At 63.0% G+C, this 15,987-nt stretch carries 10 protein-coding genes; 3 read left to right on the plus strand and 7 right to left on the minus strand.

The window, feature by feature from the left end; translation table 11 throughout:
• Positions 1 to 2 precede the first annotated feature (2 nt).
• From OKA04_RS14305 to OKA04_RS14335, 7 genes are all read right to left on the minus strand, one after another.
• On the minus strand, positions 3 to 3,761 hold the full coding sequence (locus OKA04_RS14305; RefSeq protein ID WP_264501863.1) for a GH36-type glycosyl hydrolase domain-containing protein: 3,759 nt from the start codon (positions 3,759 to 3,761) through the stop codon (positions 3 to 5).
• 11 nt (positions 3,762 to 3,772) lie between these two features.
• On the minus strand, positions 3,773 to 6,880 hold the full coding sequence (locus tag OKA04_RS14310) for a discoidin domain-containing protein (RefSeq protein ID WP_264501864.1): 3,108 nt from the start codon (positions 6,878 to 6,880) through the stop codon (positions 3,773 to 3,775).
• 51 nt (positions 6,881 to 6,931) lie between these two features.
• On the minus strand, positions 6,932 to 9,055 hold the full coding sequence (gene glgX, locus OKA04_RS14315) for a glycogen debranching protein GlgX (RefSeq protein WP_264501865.1): 2,124 nt from the start codon (positions 9,053 to 9,055) through the stop codon (positions 6,932 to 6,934).
• On the minus strand, positions 9,055 to 10,068 hold the full coding sequence (locus tag OKA04_RS14320; RefSeq protein ID WP_425503684.1) for a 2-hydroxyacid dehydrogenase: 1,014 nt from the start codon (positions 10,066 to 10,068) through the stop codon (positions 9,055 to 9,057). Before OKA04_RS14320 ends, glgX begins: the two co-directional genes overlap by 1 nt.
• A gap of 172 nt (positions 10,069 to 10,240) precedes the next feature.
• Positions 10,241 to 10,648, minus strand: coding sequence for an ester cyclase (locus OKA04_RS14325; RefSeq protein ID WP_264501867.1), 408 nt, complete (start codon positions 10,646 to 10,648; stop codon positions 10,241 to 10,243).
• A 46-nt stretch (positions 10,649 to 10,694) separates the two neighbouring features.
• Entirely contained in the window at positions 10,695 to 11,333 is a 639-nt protein-coding gene (locus tag OKA04_RS14330; RefSeq protein ID WP_264501868.1) for an NAD(P)H-dependent oxidoreductase, read from the minus strand.
• Positions 11,334 to 11,376: 43 nt separating this feature from the next.
• Entirely contained in the window at positions 11,377 to 13,941 is a 2,565-nt protein-coding gene (locus OKA04_RS14335) for an LPS-assembly protein LptD (RefSeq protein ID WP_264501869.1), read from the minus strand.
• 93 nt (positions 13,942 to 14,034) lie between these two features.
• Here OKA04_RS14335 and OKA04_RS14340 point away from each other — a divergent pair, with 93 nt between their 5' ends.
• From OKA04_RS14340 to OKA04_RS14350, 3 genes are all read left to right on the plus strand, one after another.
• Positions 14,035 to 14,934, plus strand: coding sequence for a TIGR01777 family oxidoreductase (locus OKA04_RS14340; RefSeq protein ID WP_264501870.1), 900 nt, complete (start codon positions 14,035 to 14,037; stop codon positions 14,932 to 14,934).
• Between the two features lie 60 nt (positions 14,935 to 14,994).
• A complete protein-coding gene (locus tag OKA04_RS14345) occupies positions 14,995 to 15,255 on the plus strand; it encodes a hypothetical protein (protein WP_264501871.1) in 261 nt (86 codons plus the stop codon).
• A 277-nt stretch (positions 15,256 to 15,532) separates the two neighbouring features.
• Entirely contained in the window at positions 15,533 to 15,982 is a 450-nt protein-coding gene (locus OKA04_RS14350; RefSeq protein ID WP_264501872.1) for an Hsp20/alpha crystallin family protein, read from the plus strand.
• Positions 15,983 to 15,987 lie beyond the last annotated feature (5 nt).

The raw sequence follows: 15,987 nt of genomic DNA on the forward strand, positions 1-15,987 counted from the left end.
GGCTATCCCAAGGTGATGCGGATGTCGTGCTCCGCTCCGTCCCGGGGCAGGCGGATTTTGGCGATGCCTTCCGAGATCTTTTGCTCGACGCCATCCAAGGTCACGGCCTGCACGGATCTCGCGAAGCCTTCCGGGTTCAGGACGGTGATCCGGTAGCCCGCCGATCCATTCGGCAGCCTGCCCTCGATCAAGTATTCCGGCCATTCGTCCGGAATGCAGGGCTTCATCACCAACGTCGCGCCGTCCTCGATGCGAAGGCCGAGGATGGATTCCATGGCGACGCGATACATCCATCCGGAAGAGCCGGTGTACCACGTCCAGCCGCCGCGGCCGATGTGCGGAGGCGCTCCGTAAACATCTGCAGCCACCACGTAGGGCTCCACCTTGTAGAGATTCGCCGCCTCGGGTGTGAGCGAGTGGGATACCGGTGCGAGCATTTCCCACAGGCGCAGCGCGCGGTTGTTCTCCCCGTGCTCGGCGATGGACTGCACGGCCCAGCACGCAGCGTGAGTGTATTGGCCTCCATTCTCGCGGACTCCGGCGACGTAGCCCTTGATGTAGCCCGGGTCGTTCGGGGTATTGATGAAAGGCGGGGTGAGCAGGCGGATGATGCCTTCCTGCTCCGACACCAGTTCCCGCTCCATCGCCTCCATGGCCAGCGCGGCGCGATCCGGTGATGCAGCCTTGGAAAGGATGGCCCAAGATTGCGCCAGCGTGTCGATCTTGCATTCGTCGCTCTCCTTCGAGCCGAGCGGCGCGCCATTGTCGTAGTAGGCGCGGCGATACCACTCGCGATCCCAGCCGCCATCGTTCAGCGCGGCGAGCAGTTTGGTACGATGCTCCTCGTAGATAGCGACGCGGTCCGAATCGCCACGGCTCTCGCATACCGGGATGAAGGAGCCGAGGATGCGATAGAGAAAGAATCCTACCCAAATGCTCTCACCCTTTCCCTCTCGGCCTACCCGGCTCATGCCGTCATTCCAATCGCCCGTGCCCATCAGAGGAAGACCGTGCGCGCCGGTGGCCAGCGAGCGGTCGATGGTGCGGCAGCAGTGGTCATAGAGCGACCCCGATTCGCCCGCGGGCTCGGGCGTCAGGTAGTTCTCATCGTGTCCATCGGCCAGAATCGCGGCTTTTAGATAGGGTATCTCCTCATCGAGGATCGTGGCATCCCCGGTAGCGCGGAGGTAGTCGCAGGTGATGAATGGAAGCCACAGCAGATCATCGGAAAATCGCGTCCGTAGCCCCCGGTCTATGGGTGCCGGATGCCACCAGTGGAGCACATCGCCCTCCGCGAATTGCTGCTCCGCATGCAGCAGGATCTGCCGCCGGGCGATGGCTGGGTCGAGTTGCAGGAGCGAGCCTGAATCCTGAAGCTGGTCACGATAGCCGAAGGCCCCGCTGGATTGGTAGAAGGCGGAGCGAGCCCACATTCGGCAGCACAGCGTTTGATAGGGCAGCCAGCCATTCACCATCAGATCCAGCACCGGCGAGGGCGTGGTGACCTTGATGGTGCCTGTCAGCGCTTTCCAAAATTCCTGGACCTCGGTCAATGCGGCCCGGGCAGTCGCAAAATCGCCATATCGTGCGACGAGTTGGTCGGCACCCTGGTCCGACATCGACTCGCCTAACAGAATCACGCACTCCGCCGTAGCCCCTGCGGGCAAGGTGAAAGCGGACTGCTGGACGAAGCATGGATCAAGGCCGGCTCCGCAGGCCCCGTCGAGTTCACCTCCGGGACACAGTGCGGCGGGATTGGCAGGCGTGCCGTGCCGACCAAGGAAGCCAAGCCGGTCGCAACCGATGGATGATCCATTCGCCGTGACTCCGTTGAGGGACAGCGCGGCGAAGGCGATGCCTCCCGTGAAATCACCCGCTGCAGGATTCTTCGCCCGGAGGCTGCCATCATCCGGTTGTCTGGTGACGATGAGGCTGCGTGCCTCGGGTAGCGAGCCCATGACGAGTCGCTGGTAGCTGGTGATGGAGAGCTTGCGATCTTCGCCGCTCCGGTTCGCCAGTCGCACGATCACGATTTTCACCGCGTCATGCCGCGGGACGAACATCACGGTGTCCTGATCGATGCCGCTTTGAGACGAGAGGAAGCGGGTGGCTCCCAAGCCGTGGCGGACCTCGTGGTCGCCTTGCTGGCAAACCGGCCCGGGCAGCGGCGACCAAACCTCGCCGCTCGCTTCGTCGCGCAGGTAAAGGGCCTCGCCATGAGGATCGCTCGCCGGTTCGTTCGACCAAGGTGTCAGCCGGTTCGCCTGGCTGTTCCGTGCCCAGGTGCAGCCTGCTCCACTCTCGCTGACGAGGAATCCGGCGTGCTCGTTCGCCACCACGTTGATCCACGGCATCGGCGGCCTCTTTCCTTCGCGTGGCAGGCGGATCACATATTCGCTGCCGTCCTCACTGAAGCCACCGTAGCCATTGAAAAACCGCAGGCTCTCGCTTTCGGGGATCTTGCCGCCTTTAGTTGCTTCCTTGATCCGGGGCGGTGGTCCGGGTGCGTGGTTGCCCGCGGCTTCCGGCAGGGAGCCTTCCACCACCAAGGCGGCGATGGCCAACAAGGAAGATTTACCAGACTCTCCGAGTGTAGATGGAGCGAGGGTGAAGACGCGGTCGTCGTGGCCCTGTGGATTCGTGCCTGCCTCGTCGAGCACCACGAAGTTCGTGAAGAAGCCTTTAATAGCCCAGTAGCTCCGCGCTTTCAGGGCATCCTGCGTGGATGCGCCCGACCATCCGTCGCAAGCAACCACGGTGGGCCGATCGCGCGGCACCGGTGGCATCGCCGATGCGGATGCTTCTCTGTGAGATGGATTCAAACTACGATGTTCATAGTGCATCGCGGCGGCGAGTGCTTGGAACTTCGCTGCCATCGCATCGTCGATCCCGTGTTCGCGTCTCAAACTCTCCTCGGCCTTCCTGGCTTCGACAAGGATGCGGTCGATGGCTCCGAGTCCCGAGTATTTTCCGACGAGAGACGAAGCGCTTTCCTTGTTCTCCGCGATCCCGGTGATGAAGCAAACGACCGATTCTTCATTTGGTCCGAGCGTCACAATCGTCCGAAGGCTCAGGCACGGATCAAGGACATTGCCAACCGATCCCGACAATGCCTCATTCTCGAAAGCCTGAGGATTGGCCACGGTTCGCCCGCGTCCGAGAAATCGAATCCGGTCCGTTTCCCACGAGTCCGCGGTAGCACCCGTGATCGAGTGGAAAAGGCACGGCCAGGTTTCGTCGGCACCCCGCGGCCTTCTCTCCGCGAACAAGGCGTTCTCTTCGCGCGACGTCTGGACAAAGAGCTTCGAGAAGGCCGGATGGCCCACGTCCGCACCTTGCGATGTGAGGACGGTCTCTATGAAACTCGTCACCTCGATCCTCCGGATTTTTCCTGTTAGGTTGGTCAGCTTCAGGCACCTCACTTCGAGGTCGTCATGGGGGGACACGGCGATGATCAGGTCCGCGCGGACGTCATTCGCCTCATTGGAAATCCAGAAGGTTCCACAAGGGCTGGCAGACCGGTAGCTGGTGCTTTCGCATTTCATCGGCTGCATGGCCGCGGACCAGAGCGCGCCGCTTTCGAGATCCCTCAGGTAGATGAATTGCCCCTGCGCATCTTCCACCGGGTCCCCGTGCCAGCGGTTCACCACATGGCCATGACGGCGCGACTGCCCGGTCCCGGCGGACGTGATGAAGGTGAAGTAGCTGCCGTTCGATAGCAGGCAGGCGTGCGGCGCGGGGAGCAGGGGGTCGGGTTTCATGGCAACGGGTTTCAGGCTTCCTTGGCAGCTTGGCGGCGGGTTTTCTGGCGGGTCTCGTTGAAGCTGATCGAGATCTTCGCGGGGAAATCGTGGATCACGATCTCATCCGGGGAGATCGACGGAATCGCCTTGCCATTCACGGTCGCCGACCTGATCGGTCCGGGGCAGGGAGGGCGCAGAACGAAGCCACCGGGAGGTATCCGCAAATCTCCGGACAGTTCGATGAGCAAAGCATTATCCTGCTTGATCGTGAGATCAAGGGTGCCGTGCCAAGTGTGCAAGCCCTTCACTTCCACGCCGCGAGGTCCATCCAGCCACGCGGCAGGAATGCCGGATGCGATCATCAGTGACTCGTCGCTCTCGCGCTCCCACGCGAAGAGGCTGGCGAATGCCAGCATGTACTCCGCCGCAATCCACGTGTGAGGCACATCGCCGAGGTGGCCGGGACTGCGCGGATCCTTCCAGGAGATCTCCGGCCACTGGTTCCAGCGCAACGGTCGTCGGTCCGCGAGGAAAGTTTCTAACAGCTCTGCAGCTTCGTCCCGTTTGCCGAGGCGGACGAGGGCTCCGACAATACGGATCTCATACGCCGTATAGTTCTTCCACTCCATCTCCCCCCGATGCTTCCGGCGGAAATCGTGGACGAAGAGATCGAACATCGCGTCGAGTTGCTCGCGCGGCATCAGGTCGTCGAATTGCAGCAGCGAGATCGCATTCGACGTGGCGGTGGGGTCGAAGTCCGCCCATTCCACGGAGCCGGGGATGTAGTCGAGCTTCCGCTCCGCGATCACCAGGCGCAGGGAGTCGTTGATGGACTGGCGGAGCGATGCGGCGATCTTCTCAAAGGCATCCGCATCCTTGTTCTTCTTCAGTTCGCGAGCGATGGCGGCGGCGTCGATCAATCCGCGCAGTGCCCAGAAGTCATCCCAGTAAGAGTGCACCGGATGAGCGAGGTAGCCCTCGTGGCTCGCGGACTCGGGCAGCAGGCCGTGGCGATCCTTCTTCTCCTTCGCCTGATACTCCGGCGTGAGTCGGCGCGCCCGCAGCCTCTCGATGAAGCATGCGGCCTTTCTCACATGGGGCCACATCTCCCGGAGGAAGGCGAGATCACCCGTGAAGCGGAAGCACTCCCGTGCGCCGTAGATGAGCTGCCCGTGGCTGTCGTGCTCCACCAGCCAGTCCGGCCCGCTGCGATCCACGCAGCAGGGGACGAATCCAGTGGAGCGCTGATGGGGCGCATACCAGCGCATGAAGTCCTTCAGCGCGTCCGTCTCGCCAGCGCGCAGCAGTGCCGCGCCCATGATGACGCCGTCACGGATCCAGGAGCGTGTGTAACGTCGCGGTCCTGGTTGGAGCGCGGGGCCGTCGCGATTGATGAGGATCTGCCCTGCAGCGGTTTTGAAGGTCTCCGCTGCATCGCGGGGAGGGCCGGAGGGCATGCGGAACCTCACTTCATCGAGGCGCGATCTCAGGTCGTGGACGGCTTGCGAAAACTGGACCGCTCCATTCATCGAGGCGATCTTCCGGATCTTCGCGAGGCTCGTGGTCCGGCAAAACGGCACGGCAACGAAGACCTCATGCGATGTGCCCGCAGCCAGCGTCATCGCAAAGCCCAGTGCGCCCGATGCAAAGCCGAAGTCGTCCTTTACCTTGTCCTGCCCGGGCATGGTATCCGTTGCGATGTGATCGACGATGGACCCTTGCTCGTAGGTCGCGCAGTCGAAGCCCGTCGGCGTGGTGAGCGGGATCACCGCCTTCTCTCCGTTCACGCAGACAGCGTCGCCGGATCGCCGGAGGGTGCAGATCTTGCTGACGCCGCCGAGGTGATGCCACTCCTGCCAGGGCGGGTTCACTTGAAATGGCCGGATCGTCACGAACAGGTTCAGCGCGATCTCCTTTGCCGACGAGTTGGTGATCCGGTAGCGGACGAAGAGCACGCTCTCGTGTCCCGTGCCCGTGGCGAATGCCGTGGTCTGGAGCTTCAGCCCGGGCAATGCCCAATAGGCGGATGGGATGGGCAAGCCATCGGGTTCCATGTCCACGGAGCGCCGCGCATCGGCCCAGGTGATGAGCTTGTCATCCATCTGCAAGAAGGGCTCCAGCGAGAAGCTTCCCTTGTCCGGTTCGACCATGCCTTCCTCATTGATGAGGGCACAGGTGTGTCCCTCGGGGCTGCCGGCGCAGGTCCAGTAGCTTTGTTCGCGGCGCAGGTAGCGCGGATAGTAGCCTCGCTTGCTGGCTGCCGCGATCGAGTGGAAGGTATCGATCAGCGTCTTCGAAAAGGTATAGGACTGCACCGCGACGCGCTTCAAGCCGGGTGCCGGTATCGAGAAGCACAGCCGCAGGAATCGAGTCCGCGTCACTGGCAGGTGGATGAAGCTGCGATTTCCTCGTGCGTCGCCCACGCGGTGGATCTGCTTCCACTCCTGTCCATCGTCCGAGGCCTCGATGGCAAAGGCGCGCTTCGCGGGGCGGGGGAGCCAGTCGATGATGAGGCCGCCGATTTCACGCGGCAGGTGAAAGTCGAGGTTGAGCCAGGGACGCTTGTCCGCAGGATCGGGACGCCATTCGCACATCGGCTTTTCGGCGAGGAGGCATGAGGCGTTCGAGCCCGCTGCTGAGCTTGATGTCGCGATGTGCGGCTTGCGCCGGTTCGTGCGATCCTCGAAGCGGAATTGATCGATCCACACCGTGCCCTTGCCGCCCGGGCCGGCGCTTAGGACGAATTCGATCGCGCCCAGTTTTTCAATCGCACCACCCCCGGCAGGTCCCCATGCGAAGTCGATGCTGCTGCCGTGGAGGTGGAGTTCCCGCGGCTTGTCGCGGAAGTCGAAGGCGTCCTCCTGCCATCGCCACGCATTCTGGTTGGACGGGTCCGCGAGCTTGAACTCAAATTTGTTCTTCGGCGCATTCCCGCGGACGCGGAAGGCGAAGGCATAGTCCACGGGCATCGTCATGGGGAATTCCTTCCGGGCGACGACGAAGCCGCCGCCGCCATGGAAATCGAAGTCGAGCCGCAATGCGCCATCTTCCACCGTCACCTTCATCTCCGCCTCTCCCGAAGCATAGGCCTGCCAGCCATCCGCACGGGTGAAGTCGTCGAGAATGAGCTCTTTCATGGTGGGTTTGTTAGAAACATGCCAGCCGTCCGGAGTGGCGTCAATGGACGCCTAGACGGGGCCCGATGCCACCACTCTCAATACCGCCAACGAGCGACCCTGCAACGGATAGCTTTCCTCGCCGTAGAATTGCCTGCTTTCCGCACCGGCGTCCGCGGTGTCAAATTCCACCGCCCACGTCACCCGGTGATCACGCGAAGCCAGCCGGAAAGAAACGGCCTCATCGTGGGCATTGAAGAGGATGGCAAAGCTGTCACCCGTGATACGCTCGCCGCGTTCACCGGTCTCTTCTATCTGGTTGCCGGGCAATCCCATGCAGAGACATTGGACATGTCCCGCATACCAGTCCTCGTCGGTCATTTCGTGACCGTCCGGCTTGAGCCAATAGAGATCCTTGATCGTCTCTCCATGGATGGCGCGGCCTTGGAAAAACCGGCGCCTGCGGAAGACGGGCTGGGTGCGGCGCAGGGTCAGGACATTCCTCGTGAATTCCAGCAGCGCCTTCTGCGCCGGGCAGTGATTCCAATCCAGCCAGACGAGGGGCGAGTCCTGGCAGTAGGCGTTGTTGTTGCCGAGCTGGGTGTGTCCGAATTCGTCACCGGAGGTCAGCATCGGCACCCCTTGTGAGAGGACCAGCGTGGCGAGAAAATTCCGCTGCTGTTTCAATCGCAGGGCATTGATCGCGTGATCATCGGTCGGGCCTTCGACGCCGCAGTTCCAGCTTTCGTTATGATCGCTGCCGTCGCGGTTTCCTTCACCGTTGGCCTCGTTGTGCTTGTGATCGTAGCTGACCAGATCTCGCAGGGTGAAGCCATCGTGCGCGGTGATGAAGTTCAGGCTCGCGCTCGGTCGCCGGCCATTGTGCGCATAGAGGTCGCTGCTGCCGGCGAGGCGCGTGGCGAATTCTCCGGCCGCCCCGCCGCGTCCGGTCCAGAAGCGCCGCACGCAGTCGCGATACTTGCCATTCCACTCCGTCCACAGCACGGGGAAATTCCCCACCTGATAGCCATTCGGGCCTAGATCCCACGGCTCGGCGATGAGCTTCACCTGCGAGAGCACGGGATCCTGGTGGATGATGTCGAAGAAGGCACCCAGCTTGTCCACTTCCCACAGCTCACGGGCGAGTGCGCTGGCGAGGTCGAAGCGGAAGCCATCCACATGCATCTCCTGCACCCAGTGGCGCAGCGAGTCCATGATGAGCTGGAGCGTTCGCGGGTGGGCGACATTGAGCGAGTTCCCGCAGCCGGTGAAATCGAGGTAGCGGGTGCGGTCGTCCTTCAGCCGGTAGTAGGCGGCATTGTCGATGCCGCGGAAGGAAAGCATCGGTCCGGTGTGATCGCCCTCCGCCGTGTGATTGTAAACCACGTCGAGGATCACCTCGATGCCCGCCGCATGGAGCGTGCGGACCATTTCCTGGAACTCAGACACGGCAGCATCGGGGCCGCCCGATGAGAATCTCGGGTCCGGGGCGAAGTAGCCGAGCGTGTTATACCCCCAGTAGTTTGTCCGTCCGGACATCGCCAGATGATGTTCGTCCACGTGATAGTGGACGGGCAGGAGCTCGACCGCGGTGATGCCTAGGTTTTTCAGGTGAGCGATGGCCGTGGGCGAAGCAAGGCCCGCGTAGGTGCCGCGCAGGCGCTCTGGCACGCCGGGGTGCTGCATGGTGAAGCCCTTCACATGCAGCTCATAGACGACCGTCTCATGCCACGGGGTGAGGGGCGGTCGGTCGCCTTGCCAATCGAAGGAAGTATCCGCCACACGCGCCAGCGGAGCGCATGCGGAAGTGTCGTAGTCGTCTCCCATGATCTCCGATGTCCATCGTACATCGCGCGCGATCGATTTGGCGTAGGGATCTAACAACACCTTGGCAGGCTGGAAGAGGTGGCCTTGCTCCGGATCGTGAGGGCCGTGAACGCGATAGCCGTAGATCTGTCCCGGCTGCACTCCCGGGACGTAGCCGTGCCACACCTGGTCGGTCTTTTCGGGCAAGACGATGCGCCGCGATTCCTCGGTCGAGTCCGCGGAATCGAAGAGGCATAGCTCCACCATCGTCGCGTGGTCGGAGAAGATCGCGAAATTCACTCCCTCGGCATCGTGGGTGGCACCCAGCGGCGAAGGCCTGCCTGGCCATACCGTTGCTGCTGCTTCTGGCGATGACTGGTGCTCGTCCATCACGGGGAGTTCGCATCGACCAGGGCGGTCTCGGGCAGGAAGGGCAGTCCCTCCGCTCCTTGGGTCAGGTTCGCCACGGTCACTCGGGAAATCTCTGCCAGCGCTTCCTTCGTGAGGAAGGCCTGGTGCGAGGTGATCAGGACATTCGGGAAAGTAAGCAGGCGCGCGAGGTCGTCGTCCTGCAGGATCTTCCCTGACAGGTCCTCGAAGAAAACGCCTTCCTCTTCCTCATAGACATCGAGCGCGACGCCGCCGAGACGTCCTGTCTTCAGCGCATCGATCAGGGCTCGGGTATCGATCAGCGCGCCGCGGCTCACGTTGATGAGCACCGCGCCGGGCTTCATGCGTGCCAACATCTCGCGGCAGATGATGTGGTGCGTCTCCGGAGTCAGCGGGGTGTGGAGCGAGAGCACCTCCGACTCGGCCACCAGCGTGTCACGGTCAGCGTATTCCACGCCATGCTGCGTCGCCCATTCCTCGGAGGGGTAGGGGTCGTAGGCCAGCACCCGCATGCCAAATCCGCGGAGGATCTGTGCGGTGATGCGCCCGATCTTGCCCGTGCCGATGATGCCCGCGGTCTTGCCGTGCAGATCGAAGCCGACGAGTCCGGTCAGCGAGAAATTGAGATCGTGCACGCGGTTGTTCGCGCGAGGGATCTTACGGTTCAGCGCCAGCAACAGCGCGACCGCATGCTCCGCCACGGCATAGGGCGAGTAGGCGGGCACGCGGGTCACGGAGAGTCCCAGCTCCTTGGCCGCGACCAGGTCCACGCCATTGAATCCGGCACAGCGCAGCGCGATGTGTTTCACGCCGTACTCCTTCAGTCGCTCCAAGCACGCCCGGTCGGCGTGGTCATTCACGAAAATGCAGACCGCCTGCGCATCCGAGGCCGCCGCCGCCGTGTCTGCCGAGAGTCGGCAATCCATGAAGCGCCACTCGATGTCCGAGCCCGCCGAGGCTTGTTGCAGGTGCTCGCGGTCATAGGGTTTGGCGTCGAAGGCTACGGTGCGGATCATGGATGAAGGCGTGATTCAGGGTGCGGGAGTAGCATGAAGGATGCGCATCGAGGGATAACATCACATCATGCATCTTGCCCGTGCAAACCTCGCCGACTGTTAGAATGTCGCAAGCTCCGAGCGTGGCCGGTCACCACCTATGACGGCCACGCCATTGCCGCCGGTTTCCTCACCCGGCCACGCGTTCCATCAGCCCTCCCTGATTCCAGAAATCGCGGCCTTCCACGATCTGGCCGTCTTTCACGGTGAGCCAGGTGATGCCTTCGAATTCGATCTGCTTGCCGCTGGGCGCGCATCCGAGGCCGACACCGGAGTGGAGGCCGGATCCGCGCCAGTGGACGCAGATCTCGTCGCCTTCGGTAATGGTTCGCAACAGCTCGACCTTGAGGTCGGGGACGGCATCCAGAAAGTCCTTCTGGAATGCCATGAAATCCTCCGGACCGGTCATGGTCCGGCCGCCTTCGAATATGCCTTTGGCCGCGGGGGCCATCAGCTCGTGAATCATGCCGGTATCCCGGCTATTCCACATCTCTCCGAACCAGAGATGCGCAACTTCTGAGGGGGTTCTCGTGCTCATCAACCCCGTAACCTAATGAGGCTGTGGGAAAAAGCACGATCAATCTTCAGCGGTGCTCCACCAGTTCCTCGTGCGGGAAGCGGGTCTTCGGCGTTTCGGCATACTTGTCTTCCGGCGAGCGGTAGCCCACGGCGCAGACCACGGAGGTCGCGTAGCCGCTGTCCGCCAGTTCCAGTTCCGCATCGTAGCCAGCGGGATCGAAGCCCTCGATCGGGCAGGTATCGATGCCAAGCACGGCGGCCGAAGTCATGAACTGGCCCAGCGCGATGTAGGTCTGGCGGGCATTCCAGGCATGGCGCGCCTCGCGGCTCATGGTGGAGGCGAAGGAGACGATGATGTTCCGGTAGCCTTCCAGGCTGGAGGCGTCGCGGCCCTGCACCGCGGCGAGGCGGCTCATGAAGCGGTCAACATCCGGCTCCGTGGTATCGGTGCGGGTGGTGAAAACGACGAGTCGCGATGCGTCCGTGATCTGGGACTGGTTCCACGAGTGCTTCTGCAGGCGCAGGCGGAGATCCGGGCTATCGACCACGAGGAACTTCCACGGCTGGAGTCCGAAGGACGATGGCGTCAGCACCAGCGACTTCTCCAAGGTGTCCCACTCCTCCGCGGGGATCTGGCGGGTCGCGTCGAATTTCTTCGTGGCGTAGCGGAAATTGAGCGAGTCGAGGAGCTGGGACGGGGTCATGTTGGAAAAGGGAAAGCTGCGGGGATCGGGTGAGGCCGGCGGATTACTGTGCGTCCAGCTTGAAGGGCACGGAGGCGGACGGGAAGTCCTTCAGGGTGAAGCTGAAGATCACGCCGAATTCGTCTTCCAGGCGGTTGTCGCGGTGGGTGATGCCGACGGAGCCGACCCACGAGTTGAAGTCGCGATGGAGCGTGTATTGCTGCACTTCCAGCGTGCCGTCATCCAGCTCCCAGAGCTGGAAAGCCCCGACGCCCCACTTGTCATTCAGGCGGGCGTAGGTGCGCAGGTCGAGGCGCTGCGAGTCTCTGAGCACCGGGTGATTGTCCAGCAGGCGGTGGCCGACGGAGAACTCGAGGTTCTCATTCGGCATGAAATTGGCGCGTGCCGCGACTTCCGAGAAGCCGGAGCCGTCATCGATGAACGGGAACTGCGTCTCCAGGCTCATTCCGAACCATGGCAGCGGATTCCACTTCAGGTCGTTGTAGAGGTTGGAGAAGTTCCGGTTGTAGTCCGGGTCGGTGATGAAGGTGTCGAAGTAGGTGTCCATCGCCAGCCAGTCGAAGCTCTGGCCGTCGCGCTGGGTGATCAGCTTGTTCCGCATGCCGAAGCGGACGATGCTCCAGTCGCGCAAGCTGTCGATGGCTGTGAAATTCGGCACGGCCAGCGGCTGCGGGCGGGTGCTGAAGGTCTCGCGGTCCACGGACGGGAAGAGCGGATCGAGATCGTCCGTCGAGATGTAGGAGAAGCGCGCGTAGGGCTGGACGACGTGCAGCAGGCGATCCAGGCCGAGCTTGCGATTCTGGACGTCGCCGAGGTCCTTCGAGAATTTCATCGAGGCCTCCATGCCTGCGTGCAGGTGGGTGCGGTCCGCGGACTTCGCCGCGCCATCGACATCCGAGTAGCGGCTGTAGCCGATGCCCATCTCCGGCGTGAGGGAAAGCCAGCCGCCCACGTTCATGGGCATGGAGACTTCCTGATAGGTGTGGAAGCGATTGTAGCCGGGGCTGAAAAGCTGGTTCACCAGTCCGGGGATCGCGGCGCTGCCGGGAGGCAGCGAGCGGATCGTCTGGAGGATGCGTCGCTCGTACGCCGGGAGCTGGGCCATCAGCAAGGGCACCCTCGGGTCGCCCGGCGGCAGTGTCAGCAGCGGGCGGACCGCCGACATGGAGGCATGGCCGATTTCCTCCTGGACGATGCCGAACGACACCGAGCCCTCGTGCAGGATGGGCAGGTCGAAGAGTGGGCGACGGGCGAAGTCCATCGCGATCTCCGGCAGGCGCGTGTCCGAGCGGTAGAATTCGTTTGGCCGGACGCGGCCGAAGAGGCTGAAGAGCGTCCCGTCGTCGCGGCGGAAAAGGCCGATCGTGTTGTCCGGGCTGGGATCGTTCCGGAAGAGGTCCGGATTGAAGTCCTCCAGGTAGTAATTGTCGCTGAGGATGTTCAGGTTCGCATCCAGCCGCCACTCGGCGTCCTTCTCGAATTCCAGCGGCACGCGGTGCTGCAGGGCGAAGCGGTAGCGGTCCTCATTCACGAAGCCGCGGCTGACGCCCGTGCGGCTGACATTGGGATCGAGGTCGTTCGTGTAGTAGAGCGAGAGGCCGGTGAGGTTCGGGTTGTCCTCCTGGCGGCGGTCGATCAGGTCCACGCCCGTGCCCACGCCACGGCGGGTGCGGAGGTCGAAGTGCCAGCGCGAAAGCAGCCAGGCGTCCTCATTTTCGCCGGTCTCCGGGTTTGGCCGACCGCCGAGCATGATGCCGTAGCTATTGAGAAGGAAGGCCCCCCAATTCGACCGCGCACCGGGTACGAAGTGGTAGCCGAGGTCGCTGTCGAGCGGCTGGGAAAGGTAGGGCAGCCAGAAGATCGGCGTCTCACCCGCGTAGAGGCGCAGGTTCTTGAAGGTGACCTTGTCATCCGGGTAGATGGTCGTCTCCTTCGCCCGCAGCCAGAAGCCCGGCTGCTCCACATCGTGGGTGGTCACGCCGGCGTCGCGGCCCACATAGACCTGCTTGCCGTCGCGTTCCTCGATGGTGAATTGCCCGGCTTCAAGCAGCAGTGGATCGACACCCGCGCGCAGGCCGGTCGCGTCAAATTTGCCCTCGCCCCACGAGTAGGTCACCTGATCGCCCCGCTGGAGCAGGCTGCCTCGATAGACGCTCACGTTTCCAATCAGGACGACCGTTTCCGTCTTCGTATCGGCCACCGCGCGATCCGCGAAGATCTCGGTGCCGTCTTCCGTGGTCATCTTGACCGCGCCATCGACGTAGAATTTCGCCTCCTTGCCCTCCCAGCGCGCCTTGTCGGAGCGCAGCTTCATGCCGTTGTCGGTGCTGACGTGGAAGGGGCCGGAGAAGAGGGCGACGCCGGTGATCGCGTCGTATTCGACCGAGGGGCCCTCGTCGCGGATGGTGATGTCCTCCGGGATGCCGAAATTGGCGGCCACGGGATTGTCCGGCAGGGCGGCGATCCCTTCGGGCACGGGCACCGGGGCGATGGGCAGGGGCGCTTCCTCGATCACCGGGGCGGGGTTGGCCTCGGGCTGGATTTCAGGCTCTTGCCCGGCGAGCCGGAGCGTGGTGAGAAAAATGGCCGGGACAACTGCAACCCTCATCGTGGGAGGATGAGACGGGGTCGCCGGATTCAAGTAAAGGTCAAAGCCCGAAAGCGGTTGCAGGACCTTGGGAACGGCAGGAACATGACGGAAATGGCAGAATCCTTGGGCATCGTCGGTGCGTCTGGCTTCATCGGCCGGGAATTGGCGCGCCAAGCAACCGCGGCGGGCTGGAAAGTCTGCGGATTCAGCCGTCAGGCGAGAGGGCCGGAGTCGGGAATACCCGCGTGGCGGCAGTGGTCGGACGATCCGGATTTCCGGGGCCTCACCGCTCTGGTCAATCTGGCAGGCGAGCCGATCAACAAGCGCTGGACCGAAAAGAACCGCCGCCTCTTCCACGAAAGCCGCATCGGCGTCACCGAGACTATCCGGCGAGGGCTGGAAAAGCTGGCCGATGGCGAGGGGCCGCGCGTGCTGGTGAATGGCTCTGCCGTGGGAATCTACGGCGACCGCGGCGACGAGATCCTGGAGGACGACGCAAGCCCGGGCAGTGGATTGGCCGTGGACCTGTGCCGGGACTGGGAAGCCGCCGCCGATGAGGTGGCCGCTCTTGGCCTGCGCGTCATGAAATGGCGGACAGGGGTGGTGCTCGGTCGCGATGGTGCCGCCTTCAAGCGAATGGTGCTGCCGTTCCGGCTTGGTGTCGGCGGACGTCTCGGGTCGGGCAGGCAGTGGATGCCGTGGATCCACGTCGAGGATCTGGCGGGCTCCATCCTCCATGGCATCGGCCATCCGTCGCTCGTCGGCCCCGTGAATGGCAGCGCGCCGGAGCCCGAGCGGAATGCCGACTTCACCCGCAAGCTGGCGAAGGCACTCAAGCGGCCCGCTTTCATGGCCGTGCCGCCCTTTGCCCTGAAGCTCGCGCTCGGCGACTTCGCCTCCGTGATCCTGTCAAGCCAGCGGGCGGTGCCTCGGGCGCTTTTGGAAAGCGGCTACCGCTTCCGCTATCCCACGCTGGATCTGGCGCTCGAGGAGCTGGTGGGAAGGCGTTGAAGATAAGGCGCGACCATTCGTGGGGACGGGCGTTTCATGGAGTTGAAACACCTGTCTCCCATGAAGTCTTCTCCCTATCTGATGCTCCTTGCCGTCGTCGCCTGCGGATCTCTTACCAGTTGCGCCCAGATGGCCGAGGGGTTCGCCTCAGCCGCGGTCGATAGCGTCATCGACGGCATTTTTGACCGCGACGACGATGACTTTGAGAGCGAGGCCCTTCGCTCGCATCTCCGCCACGGCGACTCGTGGAGTGACGCCCGCCGGGCCGCGAAGGACGATGTCCTTTTCAATGAGCTTTCGCGGCCGATGGCCTACGATTGAGCTGACGGGACAGCTTGGCGCGGCAGAGGACCGCGGATGTCGCGGTGATGGATCGGATTGACGCATTTGCAGCGGCTTTCCTTGATGTGTGGGCGCTGTAAATCAATGGTTTGCGGGTTTCGTGCCGATGGCATCCCGCTTGCGATTAGGGATTCGCACTTGGAACTCACCGCCAGCGTAAAGCGGGGGTCCCGAGTGCCGGAAGCAAGAGGGGCGGACGGTCCCGGTGCTTCCGTGAATGACTCAAGCATCCGTCCCCCAAACGCACTACGACATCATGAAAGTTCTGACCCATTGGAATCCCTTCCGCGAAATCCACGAACTCCAACACCGCGTGCTCAACGCGCTGGGAACCTCTGCGAATGCCACCGGCGAGCGTGAGTCCACGGCCGTCGCCGAGTGGGTGCCCGTCGTCGATATCATCGAGGATGAGAAGGAATATCTCGTCAAAGCCGAGCTTCCCGAGGTCTCCCGCGAGAATGTCCATGTGACGGTCGAAAACGGCCGCCTCACGATCAAGGGCGAGCGGCGCTTCGAGAAGGAGGAGCCCGGCAAGAAATATCACCGCGTCGAGCGCTCCTACGGGAACTTCGTGCGGAGCTTCAACCTCCCGGAAAACGTCGATGCCGAGCAGGTCGGCGCCGAGTTCAAGGACGGCGTGCTCTTCGTCCACCTGCCGAAGCAGGCGAAGGCGAAGCCGCGCGAGATCGAGGTGAAGATCAACTAACTTTT

It is taken from the genome of Luteolibacter flavescens, assembly GCF_025950085.1.
Lineage (GTDB): Bacteria > Verrucomicrobiota > Verrucomicrobiia > Verrucomicrobiales > Akkermansiaceae > Haloferula > Haloferula flavescens.

Excerpts from the sequence above, each read along its gene's own strand:
- OKA04_RS14340 (WP_264501870.1), top strand. The coding sequence starts at position 14,035 with ATGGCAGAATCCTTGGGCATCGTCGGTGCGTCTGGCTTCATCGGCCGG.
- OKA04_RS14305 (WP_264501863.1), bottom strand. The coding sequence starts at position 3,761 with ATGAAACCCGACCCCCTGCTCCCCGCGCCGCACGCCTGCCTGCTATCG.
- OKA04_RS14330 (WP_264501868.1), bottom strand. The coding sequence starts at position 11,333 with ATGACCCCGTCCCAGCTCCTCGACTCGCTCAATTTCCGCTACGCCACG.
- OKA04_RS14350 (WP_264501872.1), top strand. The coding sequence starts at position 15,533 with ATGAAAGTTCTGACCCATTGGAATCCCTTCCGCGAAATCCACGAACTC.
- OKA04_RS14310 (WP_264501864.1), bottom strand. The coding sequence starts at position 6,880 with ATGAAAGAGCTCATTCTCGACGACTTCACCCGTGCGGATGGCTGGCAG.
- OKA04_RS14325 (WP_264501867.1), bottom strand. The coding sequence starts at position 10,648 with ATGAGCACGAGAACCCCCTCAGAAGTTGCGCATCTCTGGTTCGGAGAG.
- OKA04_RS14335 (WP_264501869.1), bottom strand. The coding sequence starts at position 13,941 with ATGAGGGTTGCAGTTGTCCCGGCCATTTTTCTCACCACGCTCCGGCTC.
- OKA04_RS14345 (WP_264501871.1), top strand. The coding sequence starts at position 14,995 with ATGAAGTCTTCTCCCTATCTGATGCTCCTTGCCGTCGTCGCCTGCGGA.
- glgX (WP_264501865.1), bottom strand. The coding sequence starts at position 9,055 with ATGGACGAGCACCAGTCATCGCCAGAAGCAGCAGCAACGGTATGGCCA.